At 66.9% G+C, this 22604-nt stretch carries 24 protein-coding genes; 14 read left to right on the top strand and 10 right to left on the bottom strand.

All coding sequences use genetic code 11. From position 1 onward, the window contains the following. Position 1 precedes the first annotated feature (1 nt). From CD928_RS10345 to CD928_RS10335, 3 genes are read left to right on the top strand one after another with little or no spacing between them, the layout of a single operon-like run. On the top strand, positions 2-313 hold the full coding sequence (locus tag CD928_RS10345) for a hypothetical protein (RefSeq protein ID WP_095386981.1): 312 nt from the start codon (positions 2-4) through the stop codon (positions 311-313). Next, the gene (fumC, locus tag CD928_RS10340; protein WP_095386980.1) at positions 310-1725 is read left to right on the top strand and encodes a class II fumarate hydratase; all 1416 of its coding nucleotides are present in this window, start codon (positions 310-312) and stop codon (positions 1723-1725) included. Before CD928_RS10345 ends, fumC begins: the two co-directional genes overlap by 4 nt. A gap of 21 nt (positions 1726-1746) precedes the next feature. After that, positions 1747-2109: a hypothetical protein gene (locus CD928_RS10335; RefSeq protein WP_095386979.1), complete on the top strand. Its 363-nt coding sequence runs from the start codon at positions 1747-1749 to the stop codon at positions 2107-2109. Between the two features lie 99 nt (positions 2110-2208). Here CD928_RS10335 and CD928_RS10330 read toward each other — a convergent pair whose 3' ends face one another. Beyond that, a complete protein-coding gene (locus CD928_RS10330; protein ID WP_095386978.1) occupies positions 2209-2760 on the bottom strand; it encodes a DUF2585 domain-containing protein in 552 nt (183 codons plus the stop codon). Positions 2761-2810: 50 nt separating this feature from the next. On the opposite strand from CD928_RS10330, the gene gmk reads away from it, so the two are divergent. Continuing rightward, positions 2811-3473: a guanylate kinase gene (gene gmk / locus CD928_RS10325; protein WP_095386977.1), complete on the top strand. Its 663-nt coding sequence runs from the start codon at positions 2811-2813 to the stop codon at positions 3471-3473. Between the two features lie 8 nt (positions 3474-3481). Continuing rightward, on the top strand, positions 3482-3736 hold the full coding sequence (locus CD928_RS10320; RefSeq protein WP_141237134.1) for a hypothetical protein: 255 nt from the start codon (positions 3482-3484) through the stop codon (positions 3734-3736). On the opposite strand, the gene CD928_RS10315 is transcribed toward CD928_RS10320, so the two are convergent. From CD928_RS10315 to CD928_RS23015, 5 genes are all read right to left on the bottom strand, one after another. Beyond that, positions 3733-4170: a thioesterase family protein gene (locus CD928_RS10315; RefSeq protein ID WP_095386975.1), complete on the bottom strand. Its 438-nt coding sequence runs from the start codon at positions 4168-4170 to the stop codon at positions 3733-3735. The genes CD928_RS10320 and CD928_RS10315 overlap by 4 nt on opposite strands. Before the next feature lies 1 nt (position 4171). After that, positions 4172-4954, bottom strand: coding sequence for an SDR family NAD(P)-dependent oxidoreductase (locus tag CD928_RS10310; protein ID WP_095386974.1), 783 nt, complete (start codon positions 4952-4954; stop codon positions 4172-4174). Between the two features lie 152 nt (positions 4955-5106). After that, positions 5107-6276 (bottom strand): acetyl-CoA C-acetyltransferase, encoded by a 1170-nt coding sequence (locus tag CD928_RS10305; RefSeq protein ID WP_095386973.1) that lies wholly within the window; start codon positions 6274-6276, stop codon positions 5107-5109. Positions 6277-6421: 145 nt separating this feature from the next. Further along, complete coding sequence (locus tag CD928_RS10300) at positions 6422-7576, bottom strand: acyl-CoA dehydrogenase family protein (protein WP_095387382.1); 1155 nt, start codon at positions 7574-7576, stop codon at positions 6422-6424. An 88-nt stretch (positions 7577-7664) separates the two neighbouring features. Further along, positions 7665-7925 carry a hypothetical protein gene (locus CD928_RS23015; RefSeq protein ID WP_141237133.1) on the bottom strand — a complete coding sequence of 87 codons (261 nt, stop codon included), beginning with the start codon at positions 7923-7925 and terminating at the stop codon, positions 7665-7667. Positions 7926-7964: 39 nt separating this feature from the next. Between CD928_RS23015 and CD928_RS10295 the strand changes: the two genes are divergently transcribed. Both CD928_RS10295 and CD928_RS10290 read left to right on the top strand, forming a co-directional pair. After that, positions 7965-8882: an SMP-30/gluconolactonase/LRE family protein gene (locus CD928_RS10295; RefSeq protein WP_255247107.1), complete on the top strand. Its 918-nt coding sequence runs from the start codon at positions 7965-7967 to the stop codon at positions 8880-8882. An 80-nt stretch (positions 8883-8962) separates the two neighbouring features. Continuing rightward, the gene (locus CD928_RS10290; protein WP_095387381.1) at positions 8963-11173 is read left to right on the top strand and encodes a M3 family metallopeptidase; all 2211 of its coding nucleotides are present in this window, start codon (positions 8963-8965) and stop codon (positions 11171-11173) included. A gap of 63 nt (positions 11174-11236) precedes the next feature. Here CD928_RS10290 and CD928_RS10285 read toward each other — a convergent pair whose 3' ends face one another. Next, on the bottom strand, positions 11237-11605 hold the full coding sequence (locus CD928_RS10285; protein WP_095386971.1) for a hypothetical protein: 369 nt from the start codon (positions 11603-11605) through the stop codon (positions 11237-11239). Positions 11606-11707: 102 nt separating this feature from the next. On the opposite strand from CD928_RS10285, the gene CD928_RS10280 reads away from it, so the two are divergent. The 7 genes from CD928_RS10280 (at position 11708) to CD928_RS10250 (ending at position 18350) form a co-directional block, all read left to right on the top strand. Continuing rightward, a complete protein-coding gene (locus tag CD928_RS10280) occupies positions 11708-12613 on the top strand; it encodes an SPFH domain-containing protein (protein WP_095386970.1) in 906 nt (301 codons plus the stop codon). A gap of 19 nt (positions 12614-12632) precedes the next feature. After that, the gene (locus CD928_RS10275; RefSeq protein WP_095386969.1) at positions 12633-12839 is read left to right on the top strand and encodes a toxin-antitoxin system HicB family antitoxin; all 207 of its coding nucleotides are present in this window, start codon (positions 12633-12635) and stop codon (positions 12837-12839) included. Further along, on the top strand, positions 12839-13129 hold the full coding sequence (locus CD928_RS10270) for a hypothetical protein (RefSeq protein ID WP_095386968.1): 291 nt from the start codon (positions 12839-12841) through the stop codon (positions 13127-13129). Before CD928_RS10275 ends, CD928_RS10270 begins: the two co-directional genes overlap by 1 nt. Before the next feature lie 97 nt (positions 13130-13226). Continuing rightward, positions 13227-13901, top strand: coding sequence for a ribulose-phosphate 3-epimerase (gene rpe, locus CD928_RS10265; RefSeq protein ID WP_095386967.1), 675 nt, complete (start codon positions 13227-13229; stop codon positions 13899-13901). Between the two features lie 17 nt (positions 13902-13918). Continuing rightward, on the top strand, positions 13919-15670 hold the full coding sequence (locus CD928_RS10260) for a heparinase II/III family protein (protein ID WP_095386966.1): 1752 nt from the start codon (positions 13919-13921) through the stop codon (positions 15668-15670). Between the two features lie 302 nt (positions 15671-15972). Then, the gene (purH, locus tag CD928_RS10255) at positions 15973-17565 is read left to right on the top strand and encodes a bifunctional phosphoribosylaminoimidazolecarboxamide formyltransferase/IMP cyclohydrolase (protein WP_095386965.1); all 1593 of its coding nucleotides are present in this window, start codon (positions 15973-15975) and stop codon (positions 17563-17565) included. A 134-nt stretch (positions 17566-17699) separates the two neighbouring features. Continuing rightward, positions 17700-18350 carry a YqaA family protein gene (locus CD928_RS10250; protein WP_095387380.1) on the top strand — a complete coding sequence of 217 codons (651 nt, stop codon included), beginning with the start codon at positions 17700-17702 and terminating at the stop codon, positions 18348-18350. A 145-nt stretch (positions 18351-18495) separates the two neighbouring features. Here CD928_RS10250 and CD928_RS10245 read toward each other — a convergent pair whose 3' ends face one another. The 3 genes from CD928_RS10245 to CD928_RS10235 form a co-directional block, all read right to left on the bottom strand. Further along, positions 18496-19053: a VOC family protein gene (locus CD928_RS10245; protein ID WP_095386964.1), complete on the bottom strand. Its 558-nt coding sequence runs from the start codon at positions 19051-19053 to the stop codon at positions 18496-18498. Then, positions 19050-20141 carry a 4-hydroxyphenylpyruvate dioxygenase gene (gene hppD / locus CD928_RS10240; protein WP_095386963.1) on the bottom strand — a complete coding sequence of 364 codons (1092 nt, stop codon included), beginning with the start codon at positions 20139-20141 and terminating at the stop codon, positions 19050-19052. The genes CD928_RS10245 and hppD overlap by 4 nt, the downstream gene beginning before the upstream one ends. A gap of 549 nt (positions 20142-20690) precedes the next feature. Continuing rightward, positions 20691-22577, bottom strand: a complete 1887-nt coding sequence (locus tag CD928_RS10235) for an ABC-F family ATP-binding cassette domain-containing protein (protein ID WP_095386962.1) — start codon at positions 22575-22577, stop codon at positions 20691-20693. Positions 22578-22604: the final 27 nt, after the last annotated feature.

Here is a 22604-nt window from a genome sequence, read left to right as displayed (position 1 = left end):
CATGACGGGCCCTCCCTGGCCCCCCAGCCGTTTCTGGCAATATTGGGCGCTCGCCGGGATGGTGGTGCTGACCGCGGCCTTCTGGTGGGGTGTCGAGGGCTATGCCATCTTCGAAACCCGCCGGCACGGCCAGATCGCCGAAGGGCTGCTGCGCTTCACGCTGCTGATCCTGACCCCGGCGCTCGTGCTCGTCTGGCTCGCCGCGGCGTGGCTGCGGCGACGGGTGGGCGAAGGCGGCTATTGGCAATTGCTCGGCCTGATCGCGATGATCTGGGCGGGCGCGGTGTTGGTGACGAGGATGCTGGCCGGATGAGCGATACGCGGATCGAGAGCGACAGCATCGGCGAGATCGCGGTGCCGGCACACGCCTATTGGGGGGCGCAAACGCAGCGTTCGATCGAGAATTTCCCCTTCGGCGCGCGCGAGCGGATGCCGATCGAGATCGTCCACGCGCTCGCGCTGGTCAAGCAGGCCGCGGCGCGGGTCAACCGCCGCCACGGACTTCCCGCCGACAAGGCCGATGCGATCGAACGGGCGGCGGCAGAGGTCGTCGCGGGCCAGCTCGACGACCAGTTCCCGCTCGTCATCTGGCAGACGGGCAGCGGCACCCAGAGCAACATGAACGCCAATGAGGTGATTGCGGGCCGCGCCAACGAGATATTGACGGGCACGCGCGGCGGAAAATCGCCGGTCCACCCCAATGACGACGTCAACCGCGGCCAGTCGTCGAACGACAGTTTCCCGACCGCGATGCACATCGCCGCCTCGCTCGCGGCGACGCGCCGCCTGTTCCCCGCGCTCGCCCGGTTGCGCGGCGCGCTCGACGCCAAGGCGGCCGAATGGGCCGATATCGTCAAGATCGGCCGCACCCATCTGCAGGATGCGACCCCGCTGACGCTGGGGCAGGAATTTTCGGGCTATGCGAACCAGCTCTATCGCGCCGGACAGCGGATCGAGCCGGCGATCGCCCATGGCACCAACCGCCTGGCGCAGGGCGGCACCGCCGTCGGCACCGGGCTCAATTCGCCGGCGGGCTTCGCCGGCGAATTCTGCACGGCGCTGCGAGGCATCACCGACCACCCCTTCGTGCCCGCCGAGAATATGTTCGAGGCGCTCGCATCGAACGATCCGCTCGTCCATCTATCGGGGACGCTCAACACGCTGGCGGTCGCGCTGACCAAGATCGCGAACGACATCCGCCTGCTGGGATCGGGTCCGCGCGCCGGACTCGGCGAGCTCGACCTGCCCGCGAACGAGCCGGGCAGTTCGATCATGCCGGGCAAGGTCAACCCGACCCAGTGCGAGATGCTGACGATGGTCGGATGCCAAGTGATCGGCAACCACCAGGCGGTGACTGTCGGCGGGATGCAGGGTCACCTCGAACTCAACGTGTTCAAGCCGCTGATCGGCGCGAACGTCCTGCGTTCGATCGACCTGCTCGCGACCGGCATGGAGGGTTTCGCAGACCGCTGCGTCGATGGCATCGAGCCCAATCGCGCGCGCATTGCCGAACTCGTCGACCGCTCGCTGATGCTGGTCACCGCGCTCGCCCCCGAAATCGGCTATGACAAGGCGGCGAAGATCGCGAAGCAGGCGCACGAGCGCGGCACGACGCTGCGCGAGGCGGCGCTCGACCTCGGCGCTGTCGACGCCGCGACCTTCGACCGGCTCGTCGACCCGCGGTCGATGCTCGGGCCGGAACCCGATGGCTCCGCGGGGAATTGATAAGGGCGAAGGAGAGATAGGATGATGGGACGGATCATCGGCGGCGTGCTCGGCAGCGCGATCGGGCGCGGCAAGGGCAATCATCCCATCGCGGGCGCGGTGATCGGCGCGGGCACCCTGTTCGCGGCGCGGCGCCTGTTTCCGCAGCGCTACGCGGTGCTCGCGGCGACCGCGGCCGCCGCCTATCTGACCAAGAAATGGGCCGAACGCGCCGAGATGCGCAAGGAAGCCGAAGCGGCGCATGTCGCCGACCCCACGCTCGCCCGCGAGGGCGTGGTCGACAGCTATGCCGGCACCGCGCCAACCGACGGCCAGAGCATCGGCGACGCGCTGCCTCCGGCGATTCCGGTCGAGGCGAACGGCAAGCGTCCGTCGGTTCACTGAGGCCCCACCTCACTTCCGTCATTGCGAGCGAAGCGAAGCAATCCAGAGTGGAGAAAACCGCCCTGGATTGCTTCGCTTCACTCGCAATGACGATATATTTTACCCGGCCTGCCATTCCTTCACCGCTTCGATCGGTGAAACCAGCATCAGCACGTTGAGCGTCAGATTGTCGCGGATCGCGAACAGCGTGAATAGTTCGAAGAAGATCGCGATCCCCACCGTCATCCACCAGCGCATCCGGCTCGCGGCGAGGAAGCCCAGCACCATGAAGGCGGCGTCGCTCACCGAGTTGAGAACCGAATCGCCCGAATAGCCATAGGCCATCGTCACCTCGCGATAGCGGTCGATGATGACGGGCGAATTTTCGAGGATTTCCCACGCACCCTCGATACCGATCGCGACCGCGAGCGCGGCCCACAGCGGCGCGCGCGGCATCAGCCAGCGCGAAAGCCCCAAGAAGATGAAGCCGTGGATGATATGGCTGAAGCTGTACCAGTCGGCGATCTGCTGGCTGTTCTGGTTCGACTGGACGACGCCGTGCCACAGGCTGACCGTCCCGCACGGGCAGATCGGCGGGCGGCCCATCGCGACCAGAATGATGGCAAGCAGCGCCAGCAGCGCGCCCGCGACCAGCCACCCGTTTCGCGTCATCGCCGCCCCTTCCCGCTTGACCGCCGCCCTTCCCCGCGCGAATAGCGCGCATGACCGAAAGCGTCCACCTGAACCGCCGCGGCGTCCTGTTCGTCCTCTCCTCACCCTCGGGCGCGGGCAAGACCACCATCTCGCGCATGATGCTCGACGCCGACAGCGACATCGCGCTGTCGATCTCGGCGACGACGCGCCCGCCGCGTCCGGGCGAGGTCGACGGGGTCCACTATCACTTCGTCGACACCGAAACCTTCAAGAAGATGGCGGCCGACGGTGAGTTTCTCGAATGGGCGCATGTCTTCGGCCACCGTTACGGCACGCCGCGCGCGCCGGTCGAGGCGCTGCTCGCCGCGGGCAAGGACGTGCTCTTCGACATCGACTGGCAGGGCGCGCAGCAGCTTTATCAGGAAGCCGGCCCCGACGTCGTGCGCGTCTTCGTATTGCCGCCGACGATGGAGGAGCTGGAACGCCGGCTGCGGTCGCGGGGTACCGACAGCGATGAGGTGATCGCCGCGCGCATGGAGCGCGCCGCGAACGAGATCAGCCACTGGGACGGCTACGACTATGTCCTGATCAACGACGATGTCGATGGCTGTTTCGACGAGGTGCGCGCGATCCTGCGCGCCGAGCGGCTGAAGCGCCGCCGCCAGATCGGGCTGATCGGCTTCGCGCGCGACCTGATCCGCTCGGTGCCCGACGCGGACAAGAAGCTGTAGAGCGAGCAATGAAACTTCGCCCTCGAGCTGGCCGATTTTTGCTTGGGGCGATAGGTTTCATCGGGGTGGCCGGCCTAGCCATCGACGTGATCGACGGCCGATTTGCATTTCGGGGTCATGTGACGAGCCTCGCCGAAAATCCCGGCAAATTCTGGGTCTCGATCTTCATCTTCGGCGCACTGTTCGCCGGCCTGCTGCTCTGGGCTATTTCGGGCTGGAGACTCGAGCGCTCGCCATCCCGTTCGACATCCGATGAAATCTAGCCCGGACGGGCAAGATTCGCGTTCAGTTCGGCGACAATCTCCGCGCGCAGCGGCCTCGCCTGATTGTCGGTGCGGCACACGACCACCGTGTCGCAGGTCGCGATCGCGCCGCCGTTCTGAAACATCGCCTGGACGATCGTCCAGCTCGACGTGCCGATGCGGCCAATGCCGGTCGCGATCCGGACCGGGTCGGGGAAATTCCCCTCGGCGAGATAGTTGATCTCGACCGCGGCGACCATCGTCCGCTCGTTCGTCGCCCGCTCGCCGAGCGGACGCACCCGGCGGTTCAGCAACACGCGGCTGCTTTCGAACAACGCCGCGAAGGCCACATTGTTGAGGTGGCCGTTGATGTCCATGTCCTGAAAGCGCGTCTGGAATTCTTCGCAGACGGGGTAGCTGGCGGCGTCGAGCCGCCAGCTTTCCGGTTTCGCCATATCAGCGCGGCGCCATGCGGATGCCGCCGTCGAGGCGGACGTCCTCACCGTTGAAATAGCCGTTCTCGATCATGCAGAGCGCGAGGTTCGCATATTCGTCGGGGTTGCCGAGGCGCTTCGGGTTGAGCACCGAGGCACCGAGCGCATCGCGGACATTCTGCGGCGCGCCGGCGAGCAGCGGGGTGTCGAAGATGCCCGGCAAGATGGTGTTGACGCGGATATTCTCGTTATTGAGGTCGCGCGCGATGGGGAGCGTCATGCCGACGACGCCGCCCTTCGACGCCGAATAGGCCGCCTGGCCGATCTGCCCGTCCTCGGCCGCGACGCTCGCGGTGTTGACGATCGCGCCGCGCTCGCCGTCCGCCATCGGGTCGAGCGTCAGCATGCCCGCCGCCGATTTCGCGATGCAGCGGAAGGTGCCGACGAGGTTGATCTGGATGATCCAGTTGAAAGCGTCGAGCGGGAAATGCTTGATGCTGCCGTCTTCCTTCGAGCGGCTCGCGGTCTTGATCGCATTGCCGGTGCCCGCGCAGTTGACGAGGATGCGCTCCTGGCCGTGCGCGGCGCGTGCCTTTTCAAAGGCCGCGTCGACCGACGCGTCGTCGGTGACGTTGCATTCGCAGAAGACGCCGCCGAGTTCCTCGGCGATCGCCTTGCCCTTTTCTTCCTGCAGGTCGAAGATCGCGACCTTGACGCCCTTGGCGGCGAGCGCGCGGGCGGTGGCGGCGCCGAGGCCCGAGGCGCCGCCGGTGACGACGGCGGATATGGTGGAATCGAGTTTCATGGGTTTCTCCTAACTAAAGCCCCTCCCCTTCAGGGGAGGGGTTGGGGTGGGGTTTCGCGGCGCAGAGCAAGGCCGATGGACCCCACCCGCTGCGACTAGGCAGCAAGCTGCCAAGTCTCGCTGCCCTCCCCTGAAGGGGAGGGCGTAGATCGTTACAATCGCTCGATGATCGTGACGTTGGCCTGGCCGCCGCCCTCGCACATCGTCTGCAGCCCGTATTTGCCGCCGCGCGCTTCGAGCGCGTTCAGCAGCGTCGCCATCAGCTTGGCGCCCGAGGCACCGAGCGGGTGGCCGAGCGCGATCGCGCCGCCGTGGACGTTGAGCCGCGCGTGATCGGCGCCCAGATATTTGAGCCACGCGAGCGGCACCGGGGCGAACGCCTCGTTGACTTCATAGACGTCGATATCGTCGATCTTGAGCCCCGCCTTCTTGAGCGCGCGCTCGGTCGCGAACAGCGGCTCCTCGAGCATGATCACCGGGTCGCCCGCGGTGACCGACACATGATGGATGCGCGCGCGCGGGGTCAGGCCGTGGTCCTTCAGCGCCTGTTCGGAACAGACGAGCACCGCCGACGATCCGTCGCAGATCTGGCTCGAGGTCGCGGCGGTGATCGTGCCGCCTTCCTGGAGCAGCTTCACCCCCGCGATGCTCTCCAGCGTCGCGTCGAAGCGGATGCCCTCGTCGACCTTGTGCCATTGCTTGCCCTCGGCCGTCTCGATCTCGACCGGCACGATCTCGCGATCGAACAGGCCGGCCTCGGTCGCCGCGATGGCGCGGCGGTGGCTTTCGAGCGCGAAGGCGTCGAGATCGTCCTTGGTGAAGCCATGCTTCTTGACGATCATTTCGGCGCCCATGAACTGGCTGAACATGATGCCGGGATATTTTTCCTCGAGCCGCGGCGATTTATAATTGCCGAGCCCCTCCTTCATGAACAGCGTCGCGACGCTGCCCATCGGCACCCGCGTCATGCTTTCGATGCCGCTGGCGAGCACCATGTCCTGCGTCCCCGACATCACGCCCTGCGCCGCGAACTGCACCGCCTGCTGCGACGATCCGCACTGGCGGTCGATGGTGACCGCGGGAATCGAGTCGGGCAGCTTCGACGCAAGCACCGCGTTGCGGCCGAGGTCCATCGTCTGCTGGCCGCCCTGCGACACGCAGCCGGTGATGACGTCGTCGATCTTCGAGGTATCGAAATCATTGCGGTCGGCGATCGCGTCGAACACCGCGGCGCCGAGGTCGACGGGGTGCGTGCCGGCGAGCCGGCCGCCGCGACGGCCGCCGGCGGTGCGAACGGCGTCGACGATATAGGCTGTAGCCATGGGGAATTCCTTTCACATCTGTTCCCCTCCCGCAGGCGGGAGGGGTTAGGGGTGGGCGCGAGCGGAGCGAGCATCCGGGGGTGAGATCGCCCACCCCGCTGCGACTAGCGAGCAAGCTCGCTGCCCCTCCCGCAAGCGGGCGGGGTTACAATTTCCGCCCGATCAGTTCCTTCATGATCTCGTTCGTGCCGCCGAAGATGCGCGTCACGCGCGCCGCGCGCCAGGCGCGGGCGATCGGATATTCGTTCATGTAACCCGATCCGCCGAACAGCTGGAGGCACTTGTCCATCACCTCCCACTGGAGGTCGGTGTGCCACAGCTTCGCCGCGGCACCCTCTTCGGGGGTGAGCTCCTTCTTCATGTGGCGCGCGAGCGCCCAGTCGAGGTGCGCCCAGCCGACCTGCAACTTTGCCTTGAGGTCCGCGAGGACGAAGCGGCTGTTCTGGAAATCGAGGATCGGCTTGCCGAACGCCTTGCGGTCGCGGGTATATTCAACCGTGTCGTCGAAGGCGCGCTGCGCCGAGGCCTGCGCAGAAACTGCGATCGACAGGCGTTCCTGGGGCAGTTCGCTCATCAGATAGATGAAGCCCTGCCCCTCTTCGCCGAGGCAGTTGGTGATCGGCACGCGGACGTCGTTGAAGAACAGCTCCGACGTGTCGGCCTCGTCCTGCCCGATCTTGTCGAGGTTGCGGCCGCGCTGGAAACCCTCGCGATCGGCCTCGACGAGGACGATCGACACGCCCTTCCACGCCGGCTGCACCTCGGTGTCGGTCTTGACGCAGACGAGGATCAGGTCGGCGTTCTGCCCGTTGGTGATGAAGGTCTTCGACCCGTTGATGACATAGTGATTGCCATCCTTCTTCGCGGTCGTCCGCATCCCCTGAAGGTCGGAGCCGGTGCCTGGCTCGGTCATCGCGATCGCGGTGATCACCTCGCCCGAGACCATCTTGGGCAGCCAGTGCTTCTTCTGCTCTTCGCTGCCATATTTGACGATGTAGCTGGTGACGATGTCCGACTGGAGCGAGAAGCCCGTCGTCGCGCGGCCGTAATAGGCGCTTTCCTCGTCGACGATCGCATTATAGCCGAAGTCGAGCCCGAGCCCGCCATAGGCTTCGGGAACCGTCGGGCACAGCATGCCGATCTCGCCGGCCTTGGGCCAGATCGACTTGGGGACGATCTTGTCCTCCGCCCATTGCGCGGCGTTCGGCGCGACTTCCTTTTCGAGGAACTGGCGCACCGTCGCGCGGAACGCCTCATGATCCTCGTTGTAGGCGGTGCGCGAGAGGTTATCGAGCGACATCATCTTCCTTTCCTTGGAGGCAGCCGAACGCGAGCGGAGAGTCGGCCGCAATCTTCGGTGGCCAAGAGACCTTACGTTTACGTGCACGTCAAGTAGAAATGACGCTACGGCGGGAAACTTCTTTCGCGTCGCCGCCGCGAAGGCAAAAGCCGTAGTCGGTGTATCGCTTCATCCCCGCGCAGGCCCGCCCATTTCCAACTTCGTCATGCTGAACTTGTTTCAGCATCCATGGCCGGACCTCTCGTTCCGCGCTGCGTTGAAGAAAACGGCAGGCCATGGACCCTGAAACAAGTTCAGGGGTGACGAGACAGAGGGGCGGGTCGGCAACCGGCACATCTGCAAACAACATGATCTCATCTTGGCTGGGGCGACGAATAGGATTGCAGCCGTGGTCGAGCGCTGGGCAGCGACGACCACCCGCGCTAAACCCCCGCACATGGTCGACCTTCTTCTCGATGCCGGCGCCTTGCTCGGCGAATCGCCGCGCTGGAGCGCCCAGGAACAGTGCCTCTATTGGGTCGATATCGAAGGCCGCGAAATCCACCGCACCGATCCGACAACGGGCGCCGACGCGGTGATGATCCTCGATCAACAGGTCGGCTGCATCGCGCCGCGCGCGAGTGGCGGACTCATCGCCGCGCTCGAGGACGGCTGCGCGCTGATCGACGCCTGGGGCGACGTGCCGCGCCCGTTCGGCCAGGCTGCGCTGGCGGACAAGCCCGAGCAGCGCTTCAACGACGGCTGCGTCGACGCCCTTGGTCGGCTCTGGGTCGGCAGCCTGACGAGCGACAAGGCGAACCCGCGGGCGGCGCTCTATCGCCTCGATCCCGACGGATCGCTGACCGAAATCTTCGGCGGCGTGACGACGAGCAACGGAGCCGCCTTCAGTCCCGACGGTCGCATCTTCTACCACGCCGACACCCCGACCCATGCGGTGCGCGCCTATGACGTCGACGCCGCCGCCGGAACGCTGAGCGACGGGCGCATCTTCCACCAGTTCGAACTCAGCGCCGGCCGCCCCGACGGCGCCGCGGTCGACGCCGAGGGCTGCTACTGGTCGGCGCTGTGGGACGGCTGGCGCGTCGTGCGCCTGTCGCCCGCAGGCGAACTCCTCCAGACGGTCGAGCTTCCGGTGCAGCGCCCGACGATGATCGCCTTCGGCGGCGCCGACCTCATGACTGCCTTCGTCACCAGCGCGGGCAAGAATCTGACCGACGCGGAGCGCAAGGCGCAGCCGCACGCGGGCGGCCTCTTCACCTTCCGCGTCGATGTGCCGGGCCTCGCGCAGCCGATGTTCGGCGGCTGAGCTTGCGCGGCGCCGTCTTATCCGGCTAGGACAGGCGAATCCGGTTTCGTCCGAAACCTGTTTCTCCGGGAGACTTCATGATGCCGCGCAACGCGCCCCCTCGCCGCAAGCTGTCGATGCTGCTTGCATCCACTGCCCTGTTTGCGGGTTATAGCGGCATGGACATCCAGACCGCCTCCGCCGCCGAGCCCTCCGCCGCTCCGGCCGCCACCGCACCCGCGGGCGACAATCCGCTGCTCGCCAAATGGACCGGCCCCTTCGAAGGGGTGCCGCCGTGGGACAAGATGGACCCCGAGCTGTTCCCCGACGCCTTCACCAAGGCGATGGCGGAGGTGAAGGCCGAGGTGCAGGCGGTGATCGACAATCCCGAAGCCGCGACCTTCGACAACACCTTCGTCCCGATGATGCTCGCGGGCGACACGATGGACCGCCTCTACGCGGTGTGGGGCGTCCAGACCTCGAACAAGTCGACCGCGCGGGTCGAGGCGATCGACGCCGAATGGAGCCCGAAACTGTCGAGCTTCTATACCGAACTCTTCCTCGATCCGGGTCTCTTCGCGCGCTACAAGGCGGTCTACGACAAGCGCCATGACAGCGGTCTCGACGCCCAGCAGATCCGCATCGTCGAGCGCAGCTATGACGAGATGGTGCGCGACGGCGCCAATCTGTCGGCGCCCGACAAGGCGAAGCTCGTCGCGATGAATTCCGAGCTCGAGGGCCTGTTCTCGGCCTTTTCGTCGAAGCTGCTCGCCGATGAAAAGCTCTACACCTTCGTCACCGACGAAGCCGAACTCGCCGGGCTCGAGCCCGCCTTCGTCGCCTCGCTCGCCGATGCCGCTGCGGCACAGGGCAAGCCTGGCCAGTGGGCGATCAAGAACACCCGCTCGTCTGCCCAGCCGGTGCTGCAGAATGCGACCAGCCGCGCGCTTCGCGAAAAGGTCTGGCGCGCCTTCGTGGGCCGCGGCGACAATGGCGACGCGAACGACACCAATACGACGATCGCCGCGATCCTGAAGCTGCGCCAGGCGCGTGCCGAACTGCTCGGCTTCAAGACCCACGCCGACTATCGCATGGCCGACACGATGGCGAAGACGCCCGCCAACGCGATGGATCTGATGATGAAGGTCTGGCCCGCCGCGGTCGCGCGCGTCCATGAGGAGGTGGCGGACATGCAGGCGATCGCCGATGCCGACGCGAAGGCCGGCCCAAAGGCAGGCGGGGGACCGCAGATCACCATCGAGCCGTGGGACTATCGCTATTATGCCGAGAAGGTCCGCAAGGCGAAATACGACCTCGATGAAAGCGAGGTAAAGCCCTATCTCCAGCTCGACAAGCTGGTCGACGCGATGTTCTGGTCGGCGGGCCAGCTCTACGATCTCGGCTTCAGGGAAAACACCGGCACGGTCCCCGTCTTCGACCCCAAGGTGCGAACGTTCGAGGTCTATAACCTCAAGACGAACGAGAATGTCGGGCTCCTCTATCTCGACAATTTCGCGCGCGACGGGAAGCGTTCGGGCGCGTGGATGACCACCTATCGCAGCCAGCAGACGCTCGGCGGCGAACGCAACGTGCTCGCGTCGAACAACAATAATTTCACCGAGGGCGCGAAGGGCGTTCCGACGCTCGTCAGCCTCGACGACGCCTCTACCCTGTTCCACGAGTTCGGCCACGGCATCCATTATCTGCTCCAGCAGGTGACATATCCGTGGCTCGCGGGCGTGCCGCGCGACTTCGTCGAATATCCGAGCCAGGTGAACGAGAATTGGCTGATGACGCCGGAAATCCTGTCGAAATATGCGACGCACTACAAGACCGGCGAGCCGATGCCGCAGGCGCTGGTCGATAAGATTCTCGCGAGCCAGAAGTTCAACCAGGGATTCGAGACGGTCGAATATCTGGCGAGCGCGATCGTCGACATGAAGCTCCACGACCGCACCACGCCCGTCACCGACATCGATGCCTTCGAGCGCGACACGCTCAAGGAAATCGGAATGCCGAAGGAAATCGTGATGCGGCACCGCCTGCCGCAATTCGGCCATTTGTTCAGCTCGGACGCCTATTCGGCGGGCTATTATAGCTATCTTTGGTCCGAAACGATGGACGCCGACACCTGGGCCGCCTTCACCGAGGCCGGCGGGCCGTGGGACCGCAAGGTCGCCGACCGCTTCCGCACCATATTGCTGATGACCGGGAACGAAACCGACCGCGCCGAAGCCTATCGCGCCTTCCGCGGCCGCGACCCCGACGTGAAGGCGCTGCTCGAACGCCGCGGCTTCCCGACCAGCGAATAGGGAAATAAAGGGTGGCGGCGACCATTTCGGGCGCCGCCGCCGAGCGGGGCAAGTCAGGCGGTGCTAGCGCCGCCAGCGGCGTTTGACGTGACCATAATCTTCGCGCGCGCCCGATATCACCAGCGTCGCATTGTCGCCGAACTGGGTGACGCTCGTCCCGCCGATGCCGTTGCCGCCGTTCGAATCGACCCACGCGCCAATCGTCCCATGCTGGGTGATGCGGGGACGGCTGTCGGTTTCCAGCCCCGAGGCGCGATCTTCGTGCCGCCCGTTGGCGCGTGCAGCGGCTTCGGCCTCGGCCTCCATCTGCTCGGGCGTCAGCCGATGCACGACCGCCCGCCCCTCGGCCGGGGCGGACGCGGGTTCGGTCGCCAGCGCGGAACCGGTTGCGGTGAGCGACAAGGAAAGCGCGAGGATCAGCGGACGGATCATGCGCCGATTGTGGAGGCGCCAACCTTGCCCGCGGATGAATAGGGGCTTGACCGCCGTCGCATTCGATATAAAGATGATATCATATTTATATCGGAGGGCGTCATGAATGATTCGATTGCAACGGCCGCGCTGAACCCGACGCGCGAGGTGCGCGCGGCGACCGCGAGCGGCTATCTCATGCTGTTCGTCTGGCTCGTCCTGCTCGCGCTCGCGCTATGGGCGGGCATCAGCAACGGCACCGCGGAAGTCCAGGTCGCGTGGAAGTGGGTGGTCGTGGTTATCTCCGCGGTCGTCGGCACGCTGATCCTCTGCGGCTTCTACCTCATCAACCCCAACGAGGCGGCGGCGATCCAGCTCTTCGGCAGCTACAAGGGCACCGACCGCGAGACCGGGCTGCGCTGGGTGCTGCCGTGGCTCAGCCGCAAGAAGATCGCGGTGCGCGCGAACAACATCATTTCGGACAAGATCAAGGTCAACGACCTGCGCGGCAACCCGATCGAGATGGCGGCGCAGGTCGTGTGGCGCGTCACCGACACCGCGCAGGCGCTGTTCGACGTCGACGATTACAAGGAATTCGTCCTCGCGCAGATCGAGGCCGCGGTGCGCTCGATCGGCTCGCGCTATCCCTATGACGATATCGAGCATCAGGAAATCACGCTGCGCGGCAATCATGACGAGGTCGGCGGGGAATTGCGCAAGGCGTTGATCGAGCGGCTCGCGGTCGCCGGGATCACCGTCGACGAATGCGGCCTCACCCACCTCGCCTATGCGCAGGAGATCGCCGGCGCGATGCTCCGTCGCCAGCAGGCCGAGGCGGTGATCGCGGCGCGCAAGAAGCTGGTCGAGGGCGCGGTGACAATGGTCGAGATGGCGCTGACCCATCTGTCGGAGAAGAACGTTGTCGAGCTGGACGACGAGCGCAAGGCGGCGATGGTGTCGAACCTGATGGTCGTGCTGTGCGGCGAGCGCGACACGCAACCGGTGGTGAACACGGGCTCGCTCTACTGAGCGCCCGCAAGGCCGAACCATGTCCGTACCATCCAGGAAAGCCTTCGCCCTCCGCCTCGATCCCGCGCTCTATGCGGCGATCGAGCGCGCGGCGGCGGCCGACCTGCGCAGCGCCAATGCCCAGATCGAGGTGCTGCTGCGCGAGGCGCTGGCGCGGCGCGGGGTGACGGTGAAACCCCCGGCACCGCCGAAACGCGGACGGCCACCCAACAAGGAGAATGCGTGATGCTGCACCTCTTCCTCGACGATCGCCCGTGGTTCCGGGCCAAGAACCACGGCTATGGCGCCGGCCTGCCGATCGCCTGGCAGGGCTGGGCGATGCTCGCGGCGCATCTCGCGCTGATCGCGGGCGTGACCGCGCTGCTGCGCGGCCATCCGGTGGTGACGGTGACCCTCGTCATCCTCGCGGCGATCGCGCCGATGCCGCTCTACCGCGCCCGAACCGAAGGCGGCTGGCACTGGCGCTCGGGCGGCCGCGCCGAAGAAAAGCGGCCGCGAAACGGGCGACGGAAATAACCGCCCGCCGTCAGTGGACGGAATATTCGGGATACCCGGCGCGCCCGCGCGGGCGACACCTTGCCCACCCCTCGCTTGATGGTTAAGGCCGGTCCTCATGACCGCCGATAGCCCCGTCCCCGTCCGCATTGCCCCCTCGATCCTCAGCGCCGATTTCGCGCGGCTGGGCGAAGAGGTGCGCGCCATAGAGGAAGCGGGCGCCGACTGGGTCCATATCGACGTCATGGACGGCCATTATGTCCCCAATCTGACGATCGGCCCGATGGTGGTGAAGGCGCTGCGTCCGCACTCGAAACTGCCCTTCGACGTCCATCTGATGATCTCGCCGGTCGACCATTTCCTCGACGCCTTCACCGCGGCGGGCGCCGACATCATCACCGTCCATCCCGAGGCGGGGCCGCACATCCACCGCACCGTCCAGCACATCAAGTCGCTCGGCAAGCAGGCGGGGGTGTCGCTCAACCCCGGGACGCCCGCGAAGATGCTCGACTATCTGATCGACGACATCGACCTCGTCCTCGTGATGAGCGTCAATCCCGGCTTCGGGGGCCAGAGCTTCATTACGAGCCAGCTCCGCAAGATCGAGGCCGTGCGCAAGATGATCGACAAGTCGGGCCGCGACATCAGGCTGGAGGTCGACGGCGGCATCGACGCCGCCACCGCGCCGCAGGCGATCGCGGCGGGCGCCGACGTCCTCGTCGCCGGCACTGCGACCTTCAAGGGCGGCGCGGAGGCCTACGCGGATAATATCCGGCGGCTGCGCGGCGCCTGACGGGTGGAGGGAAAGCGTTGACCGGCGCCACCGACGAACCCGACGACACCCCCGCGACGCTCGACGACACGATCGAGCCGGGCAAGCGGTTGATCCGCCTGCCCGCCGACAAGGGCCTCTCGCTCGGCGACCGTATCGCCAACCATATCACCCGGCTGACCTGGCGCACGCCGCTGCACGCCTTCCGCCTCAAGGGCCGCTTTCCGCTCAAGCTGCTCGGCGTGCCCGAGGACCCGGTGCCCGGCGACGCGCGCGCGGGGACCGCGATCCGCGCCGGCCATTTCCTCCACCGCGGCCTCAAGCAACCGCTCGCCGAACTCGATTTCGCGGCGCTCGCCGTCGCGCCGGCCTTCGCCGACTATCTCCACAGCTTCGCCTGGCTGCGCGATCTCGCCGCCGCCGGCACTCGCGCCGAGACCGCGCCGATCGCCGAGCCGCTCGTCCGCCAGTGGCTCGCCGCGCACGGCGAGACGGTCAGCGAACCCGCGTGGAGCGCCGAGAACAGCGGCTGGCGCATCCTGTTCTGGGCGAGCCATGCACCGCTGATCCTCTCGTCGAGCGACCTCATCTATCGCTCGGCGGTACTCAACCATCTCGCGCGCACCGCGCGCCACCTCGATCGCATCGCCGACAAGACGCGCCCCGGCGTCGGCCAACTCGTCGCCTGGGTCGGCATCGTCGCCGCCTCGCTCCTCATGCCCGGCGGCGAGCCGCGGCAGATCTTCGGCGAGGCGGGGCTGCGCAAGGTGCTCGAAACCAGCTTCTACGCCGACGGCGGCACCATCTCGCGATCGCCGCAGGCGCAGCAGGACGCGATCATGGCGCTGTCGATGCTCGCGCGCATCTACGACATGCGCCGGATCGCGGTGCCTCCCTTCGTGCAGGAGGTGCTCGCGCGCGCCGTCCCCGCGCTGCTCGGCCTCACCCACAGCGACGGCGGCATGGGAAGCTGGCAGGGCAGCGGCGCGACCCCCGCCGCGCAGATCCAGGCAATCGTGCAGGCGAGCGGCGTACGCACCCGCCCGCTCAAGCAGGCGCGCGACTGGGGCTATCAGCGCCTTGTCGGGAACAAGGTCGTCGTCCTCGCCGACGCCGCCCCGCCGCCGATCGCCCGCGTGACCGAGGCCGGCTGCGCCTCCACCCTCGCCTTCGAGTTGTCGGACGGCGACGAGCGTATCGTCGTCAATTGCGGCGGCGCCGCGCTGACCGGCGCGACGATCCCCGCCGACCTCGCGCGCGGGCTGCGCACCACCGCCGCCCACTCGACCCTGATCGTCGCCGACAGCAATTCGACCGCGATCCTCGCCAACGGCTCGCTCGGCAAGGGCGTGACCGAGGTCGAGCTCGACCGGCGCGAGACGACGCAGGGCAGCAGGCTCGAGATGAGTCACGACGGCTATGCGCGCCGCCACGGGCTGATCCACCGCCGCCTCCTCATCCTGTCGCCCAACGGGCGCGAACTGCGCGGCGAGGACATGCTGCTCCCCGCCCCGCGCACCCGCCGCAAGGGCGACAAGGGCTTCGCGCTGCGCTTTCACCTCGGACCCCATATTTCGGCGAGCCTGACCGCCGACGGATTGGGCGGGCTGCTGCGCATCGCGGGCGGGCCGCTGTGGCAGTTCCGCACCTCCGAAGGCCGGCTCGCGGTCGAGGAAAGCCTGTGGGTCGACGGTGAGGGCCGACCGCACCCGACCGAACAGCTCGTCGTCACCAGCATCGCGCCGGCGGGCGGCGCCAGCATCGGCTGGATCTTCAAGCATATCGGCTGACACGTTCGAGCGAATCGCCGTCCTCTCTCTTTCCTCGTCATGCTGAACTTGTTTCAGCATCCATGGCCCGCGCTCTCGTAAAGCGGGGCGCCATATTCGCGGGCAGACCATGGACCCTGAAACAAGTTCAGGGTGACGATGGAATGAAACGCCATCGCATGAACCTTGCTTTTCCTCTCTGCGTCCCTGCGCGAATTTCCTGCTCCGCGCGCCCCGGCGACCCTTCCAAAACCTTGCCCAACGGCGATCACCGGCCTAGGGCGGCGGCGACTCCTTTCACCGCCAGCCGAGGCTTCCTCCCCATGACCGATCTCGTTCCCGTCCGCCGTGCGCTCCTGTCCGTCAGCGACAAGGCGGGCCTCGCCGACCTCGCCGCCGCGCTCGTTCGCCACGGGGTGGAGCTCGTGTCGACCGGCGGCACCGCGAAGGCGCTGCGCGAAGCGGGCCATACGGTGCTCGACGTCGCCGACCTCACCGGCTTTCCCGAGATGATGGACGGCCGCGTCAAGACGCTTCACCCGACGGTCCATGGCGGCATTCTCGCGGTGCGCGACGACACCGCGCATGTCGCGGCGATGGACGCGCACGGCATCGGCGCGATCGACCTCGTCGTCGTCAACCTCTACCCCTTCGCCGCGACCGTCGCCAAGGGCGCGCCGCGCGACGACATCATCGAGAATATCGACATCGGCGGCCCCGCGATGGTGCGTTCGGCGGCGAAGAACCACGCGTTCGTCGGCATCGTCACCGAGCCGGAAGACTACGCCGCACTGATCGAAGAGATGGACGCCAACAGCGGGGCGACCAGCTTCGCGCTGCGCAAGCGCCTCGCCGCGACCGCCTTCGCGCACACCGCGACCTATGACGGGATGATCGCAAGCTGGTTCGCCTTCGCCGACCAGGGCAAGCTCTTCCCCGACACGCTGCCGCTGACCGCGAAACTGTCGGCCGAGCTGCGCTATGGCGAGAATCCGCACCAGAAGGCGGCACTCTACCTTCCCGCCGGCCCCGCGGCGCGCGGCATCGCCCAGGCCGAGCAGGTTCAGGGCAAGGAGCTCAGCTACAATAATATCAACGACGCCGACGCCGCGCTCGAACTCGTCGCCGAATTCCGCGAGGCCGATCCGACCTGCGTGATCGTCAAGCACGCCAATCCGTGCGGCGTCGCGACCGCCGCGAGCCTGACCGAGGCTTGGAACGAAGCGCTCGCCTGCGACAGCGTGTCGGCCTTCGGCGGCATCGTCGCGCTCAACCGGCCGCTCGACGGCGCGACCGCCGAGGCGATCGCGAGCATCTTTACCGAGGTCGTCGTCGCCCCCGACGCCGACGCCGACGCGCGCGCGGTCTTCGCGAAGAAGAAGAATCTTCGCCTGCTGCTCACCGGCGAACTGCCCGATCCGGTTCGCGGCGGGCTGGTCATGAAGACGATCACCGGCGGCTGGCTCGCGCAGAACCGCGACAATGGCCGGATCACCAGGGACGACCTCAAGGTCGTCACCACGCGCGCGCCGAGCGATGAAGAACTCGCCGACGCGCTCTTCGCCTGGACCGTCGCCAAGCATGTGAAGTCGAACGCGATCGTCTATGCCAAAGGCGGCGCGACCGCGGGCATCGGTGCGGGGCAGATGAATCGCCGCGATTCGTCGCGCATCGCCGCCGTCCGCGCGCGCGAGGCGGCCGAGGCCGCGGGCTGGGCGCAGCCGCGCACCGTCGGCAGCGCGGTGGCGAGCGACGCCTTCTTCCCCTTCGCCGACGGCCTGCTCGCCGCCGCCGAAGCGGGCGCGACCTGCGTGATCCAGCCCGGCGGCTCGATCCGCGACGACGAGGTGATCGCGGCAGCGAACGAAGCGGGGCTGGCGATGGTGTTCACCGGGATGCGGCATTTCCGGCATTGATGCCTTTCATTCCCTCCTCTTCAGAGGAGGGGCTTTATTATCGACTTCGCCCCATACGAACGGCATAGGAAAGCCGTGGTCATCCTGACCCCCAACCAAGGACCAGCATGACCGCCACCGCCCGCAACAAGTCCATGATCCAGCGGCTCTATAACTGGACCATGGAGAAATCGGCGCATCCGCACGCCGAGTTTTGGCTCGCGCTCGTCTCTTTCGTCGAGGCGAGCTTCTTCCCGATCCCGCCGCACCCGATGCTCGGGCTGATGTGCCTCGCCAATCCGAAGAAGGCGGTGCGCTATGCCCTCATCTGCACGCTCGCGTCGGTCGCGGGGGGAATGCTCGGCTATTCGATCGGCTATTTCCTTTACGAGAGCGTCGGGCTGTGGCTGCTCGGCGTGCTCGGGCTGACCGACGCCTTTCCGTCCGCAGCCTGTTATCTCCGCGACTATGGGGCCGAGATCATCCTGGTGAAGGGCGCGACGCCGATCCCGTTCAAGCTGCTGACGATCACCGCCGGCTTCATCCACATGAATTTCTGGACCTTCCTGTGGGCGAGCCTTGCCAGCAGGGCCTTCTCCTTCATGCTCGTCGGCATCCTGTTCCGGCTGTTCGGAGCGCCGATCAAGGCATTCATCGACAAATATCTCGCCTGGGTCGCGGGCGGGTTTCTCGTCGCGGTGGTGGCCGGATTCCTGATCATCGGCGCGCTGTCGGGCGGGGGCGAGAAGACCGCCGACAAATGCAGCGGCGCGACGCTGGAGAGCATCGGGCTGGACCGGAAGTAGGCTCAGCGGTAGCGGCCTGATCTCCCCTCCCGCAAGCGGGAGGGGTCGGGGGTGGGCAGCGCCGTTGCTATGGCCCACCCCGCTGCGACTAACGAGCAAGCTCGTAAGTCTCGCTGCCCCTCCCGCTTGCGGGAGGGGAAAAAGGTCACTCGTTCGCCGCCGCATGCAGCCAGTCGGCGTGGCGCGGCGCCTTCTTGGTCCGGCTCCATTCGTCGAGCATCAGCGGCGCGACGCGGCGCAGTTCGGCATATTGCTCGTCGGTACCGATGTCGCAGGCGAGTTCGACGCGGTGGCCGTTGGGGTCGAAGAAATAGATCGACTTGAAGATGCCGTGGTGCGTCGGGCCGAGCACGTCGACGCCGTTCGCCTCGAGATGCGCCTTCGCCGCGACCAACTCGTCATAGCTGCCGACCTTGAAGGCGAGATGCTGGACCCACTGCGGCGTATTCTGGTCGCGGCCCATGTCGGGCTGGTTCGGCAGCTCGAAAAAGGCGAGGATATTGCCGCCGCCCGCGTCGAGGAAGACGTGCATGTATGGGTCATATTCGCCGGTCGAGGGCACATGATCCTCAGCGAAGGCGGTGGTGTAGGTCATGCCGAGCATTCGCTCGTACCACTCGACCGTCGCCTTCGCGTCCTTGCAGCGATAGGCGGCGTGGTGGACGCCGCCCAATTTGACCGGGCTTTTGGTGGGGCTCGTCATTCGGCGGGTTCCTTTTCGACCTCCAGCGCGCCGCGGCGGATCTGGTCGAGTTCCATCGACTTGAAGAGCGCGGTGAAATTGCCCTCGCCGAAGCCTTCGTCCTTCTTGCGCTGGATGAATTCGAAGAAGACCGGGCCGATCACCGTCTGGCCGAAGATCTGGAGCAGGAGGCGCGGGTCGCCCTCGGTGGTCGAGCCGTCGAGCAGGATGCCGCGCGACTTCAGTTCCTCGACCGGCTCGCCATGCCCGGGCAGGCGCTCGGCGAGCAGCTCATAATAGGTTTCGGGCGGCGACGGCGCGAAGGGATTGCCGAGCGCCTTGAGCTTGTCCCACGACGCGTAGAGGTCGTCGCAGGCGAAGGCGATATGCTGGATGCCTTCGCCATTATACGCACGCAGATATTCCTCGATCTGGCCGCCGCCGCCCGCGCCTTCCTCGTTCAGCGGGATGCGGATCTTGCCGTCGGGGGCGGTCATCGCCTTCGAGGTCAGGCCGGTATATTCGCCCTTGATGTCGAAATAGCGGATCTCGCGGAAGCCCGCGATCCGCTCGTAGAAGGCGGCCCAATGCGCCATGCGGCCGCCGTAGACATTGTGCGTCAGGTGATCGATCAGCTTCAGCCCCGCGCCGACCGGGTGGCGGTCGACCCCCTCTTCATAGACGAAATCGATGTCGTAGATGCTGAGGTCGTCGCCATAACGATCGATCAGATAGATGATCGACCCGCCGATGCCGCGGATCGCGGGCAGGCGCAATTCCATCGGGCCGGTGCGCACCTCGACCGGTTCGGCGCCGCGCGCGATCGCCTCGGCATAGGCCTTCGCGGCGTCGCGGCAGCGCCAGCCCATGCCGCACGCCGACGGACCATGCTCGGCGGCGAAATAGGCGGCGGGCGACTTCGGCTCGTAATTGGCGATCAGGTTGATGTCGCCCTGGCGCCAGAGTTCGACCTGCTTCGAACGGTGGCGCGCGATGCGGGTGAAGCCCATGCGTTCGAACACCGGCTCGAGCTGCCCCTTTTCGGGCGCCGAGAATTCGACGAATTCGAAGCCGTCGAGCCCCAGCGGATTGTCGAACAGGTCGGCCATGGTCAGTCCCTCATATGGTTTCAATTGAAACTATTATGACGAAAGGCGAAAGGCGAGTCAATGCGCGAGCGACCGGCCGCCCCGCGCATCGTGCCGGTCCGATTCGGGAGGGTCCGGGTCGCGGGCGCGGGCGCCGCGATGGCGCGCAACATTATTCCAAAGTTCACGAAAGTCACACTACGTCCCCCTCCTTTCGCCTTCCCCGCGCGGCTGGCGCAGCCACCACGCGGGGGCGCCGCCGATGCGCGACGGGCGGGTTTGTCCGGGGAAAAACGCCATGGGGTGAGGCTGGCACAGCCGGATAATGTAGGACAGCGAAATTTTCGGCGCGCCCGGCATCGCGGACCCGGTCGAAAGATTGGGGATGAGGAATATCTAAAACCGACCGCTTCGCGACATTCCCTGCCCCATAACGTCGTCATTCCCGCGAAAGCGGGAACCCAGTGTGGGGTCAGCCGACGCTCGCCCTGGATTCCCGCTTTCGCGGGAATGGCGAAGGTTGGGGATGTCACCTCTCTCCCCGTGTCGGTCGTTGGCCGCAATCGTCGCCTAGGCCGCCGCCTCTTCGATCGCCTCGAGCGCGTTCATCCACGCCGCCTCGACGCCCTCCAGCTCGGCCGCCAGCTTGCCGCGGCGCTGCGACAGGTCGCCCATCGTCAGCTTGGCGAGCGCGGGCTCGGCGTTCGCGGGGTCGAACATCGCGCGGTCGACCGCCGAAATCCGCGCCGCGAGCTTCGCCGCCTGCGCTTCGAGCTCCTTCGCCGACTTGCGCAGTGCCGCCTGCGCCTCGCGCGCCCTCGCGGCTTCCTGCCGCGCGAGTTTCGCGTCCTTCGGCTTCGCGGGTGCCGTCCGGGCATCGTCGTTCGCCGCCGACTTCCCGAGGATGAAGGCGACATAATCGTCCATGCTGCCGTCGAAATCGCGCGCCGTCCCGCCGTCGACGAGCACCAGACGGTCGGCGCTGAGTTCGAGCATGTGGCGGTCGTGGCTGACGATCAGCACCGCGCCGTCGAAGCCATTGAGCGCCTGCACCAGCGCCTCGCGCGCGTCGACGTCGAGGTGGTTGGTCGGCTCGTCGAGGATCAGCAGATGCGGCGCCTCGCGCGTGATCAGCGCGAGCGCGAGCCGCGCGCGCTCGCCGCCCGACAGCTTGCCGACCTCGGTCGTCGCCCTGGTCCCCGAAAAGCCGAAGCGCCCCAATTGCGCGCGCACCGCGCCCGGCGTCTTCCCCGCCATCACGCGGGTCATGTGACCGAGCGGCGTGTCGGCGCCATCGAGCTCCTCGACCTGATATTGGGTGAAATAGCCGACGCGCATCTTGCCCGACGCGGCCATGCCGCCGTCCTCGGGCTTCAATTGCGCCGCGAGCAGCCGCGCGAGCGTCGTCTTGCCATTGCCGTTGCGGCCGAGGAGCGCGATGCGGTCGTCGGGGTCGATGCGCAGGTTGAGGCGGCTCAGCACCGGCTCGCCCGGCGCATAGCCGACGCTCGCGAGGTCGAGCGTGATCAGCGGCGGCTTCAGCTCGTCGGCGGGGCTCGGGAAGTCGAACACCAGGCTCGGATCCTCGGTGAGCGCGGCGATCGGCTGCATCCGCGCGAGCTGCTTGGCGCGCGACTGCGCCTGCTTCGCGGTCGAGGCGCGCGCGCTGTTGCGCGCGATATAGTCCTGCAGCTTGGCGCGCTGCGCGTCCTGCGCCGCCTTCGCCGCGGCGAGCTGCGCCGCGCGTTCGGCGCGCTGGCGCTCGAACGCGTCGTAGCCGCCCGGATAGAGCGTCACCTTGCCGCCTTCGAGGTGCAGGATATGGTCGACGACATTGTTCAGGAGGTCGCGCTCGTGGCTGATCACGACGAGCTGCCCCGGATAGCCGCGCAGGAAGATTTCGAGCCACATCGTCGCTTCGAGGTCGAGGTGGTTCGACGGCTCGTCGAGCAGCAGCAAATCAGGGTTCGAGAAAAGCAGCGCGGCGAGCGCGACGCGCATCTTCCACCCGCCCGAGAAGCTGTCGAGCGGCTGGCCCTGCATCGCTTCGTCGAAGCCGAGCCCGATCAGGATGCGCGCCGCGCGCGCCGGCGCGGTATAGGCGTCGATCGCGATCAGCCGCTCGTGGATGTCGCCGAGCCGGTCGGGGTCGGTGACCGTTTCGGACTGGGCGAGCAGGTCGGCGCGCTCGGTGTCGGCGGCGAGCACGGTCTCGAACGGGGTCGCGGTTCCGCTCGGCGCTTCCTGCGCGATATAGCCGATGCGCGTCTTGCGCGGCATCTCGATGCCGCCCTCGTCGGCCTCGAGGCTGCCGATCATCGCCTTCATCAGCGTCGACTTGCCCGCGCCGTTGCGGCCGATCAGCCCCGTCCGGCTCTTCGCCGGCAGGCTCGCGCTCGCGCGGTCGAGGATGGTGCGCCCGCCAAGGCGCACGGTGAGGCCGTTGATCGTCAGCATGGGCGCGCCGCCTAGCACGGGGCGGCG

This window comes from Sphingopyxis sp. GW247-27LB (assembly GCF_002277025.1).
In the GTDB taxonomy this organism is placed as follows: Bacteria; Pseudomonadota; Alphaproteobacteria; order Sphingomonadales; family Sphingomonadaceae; genus Sphingopyxis.
This window is presented reverse-complemented; position numbering and strand designations above follow the sequence as displayed.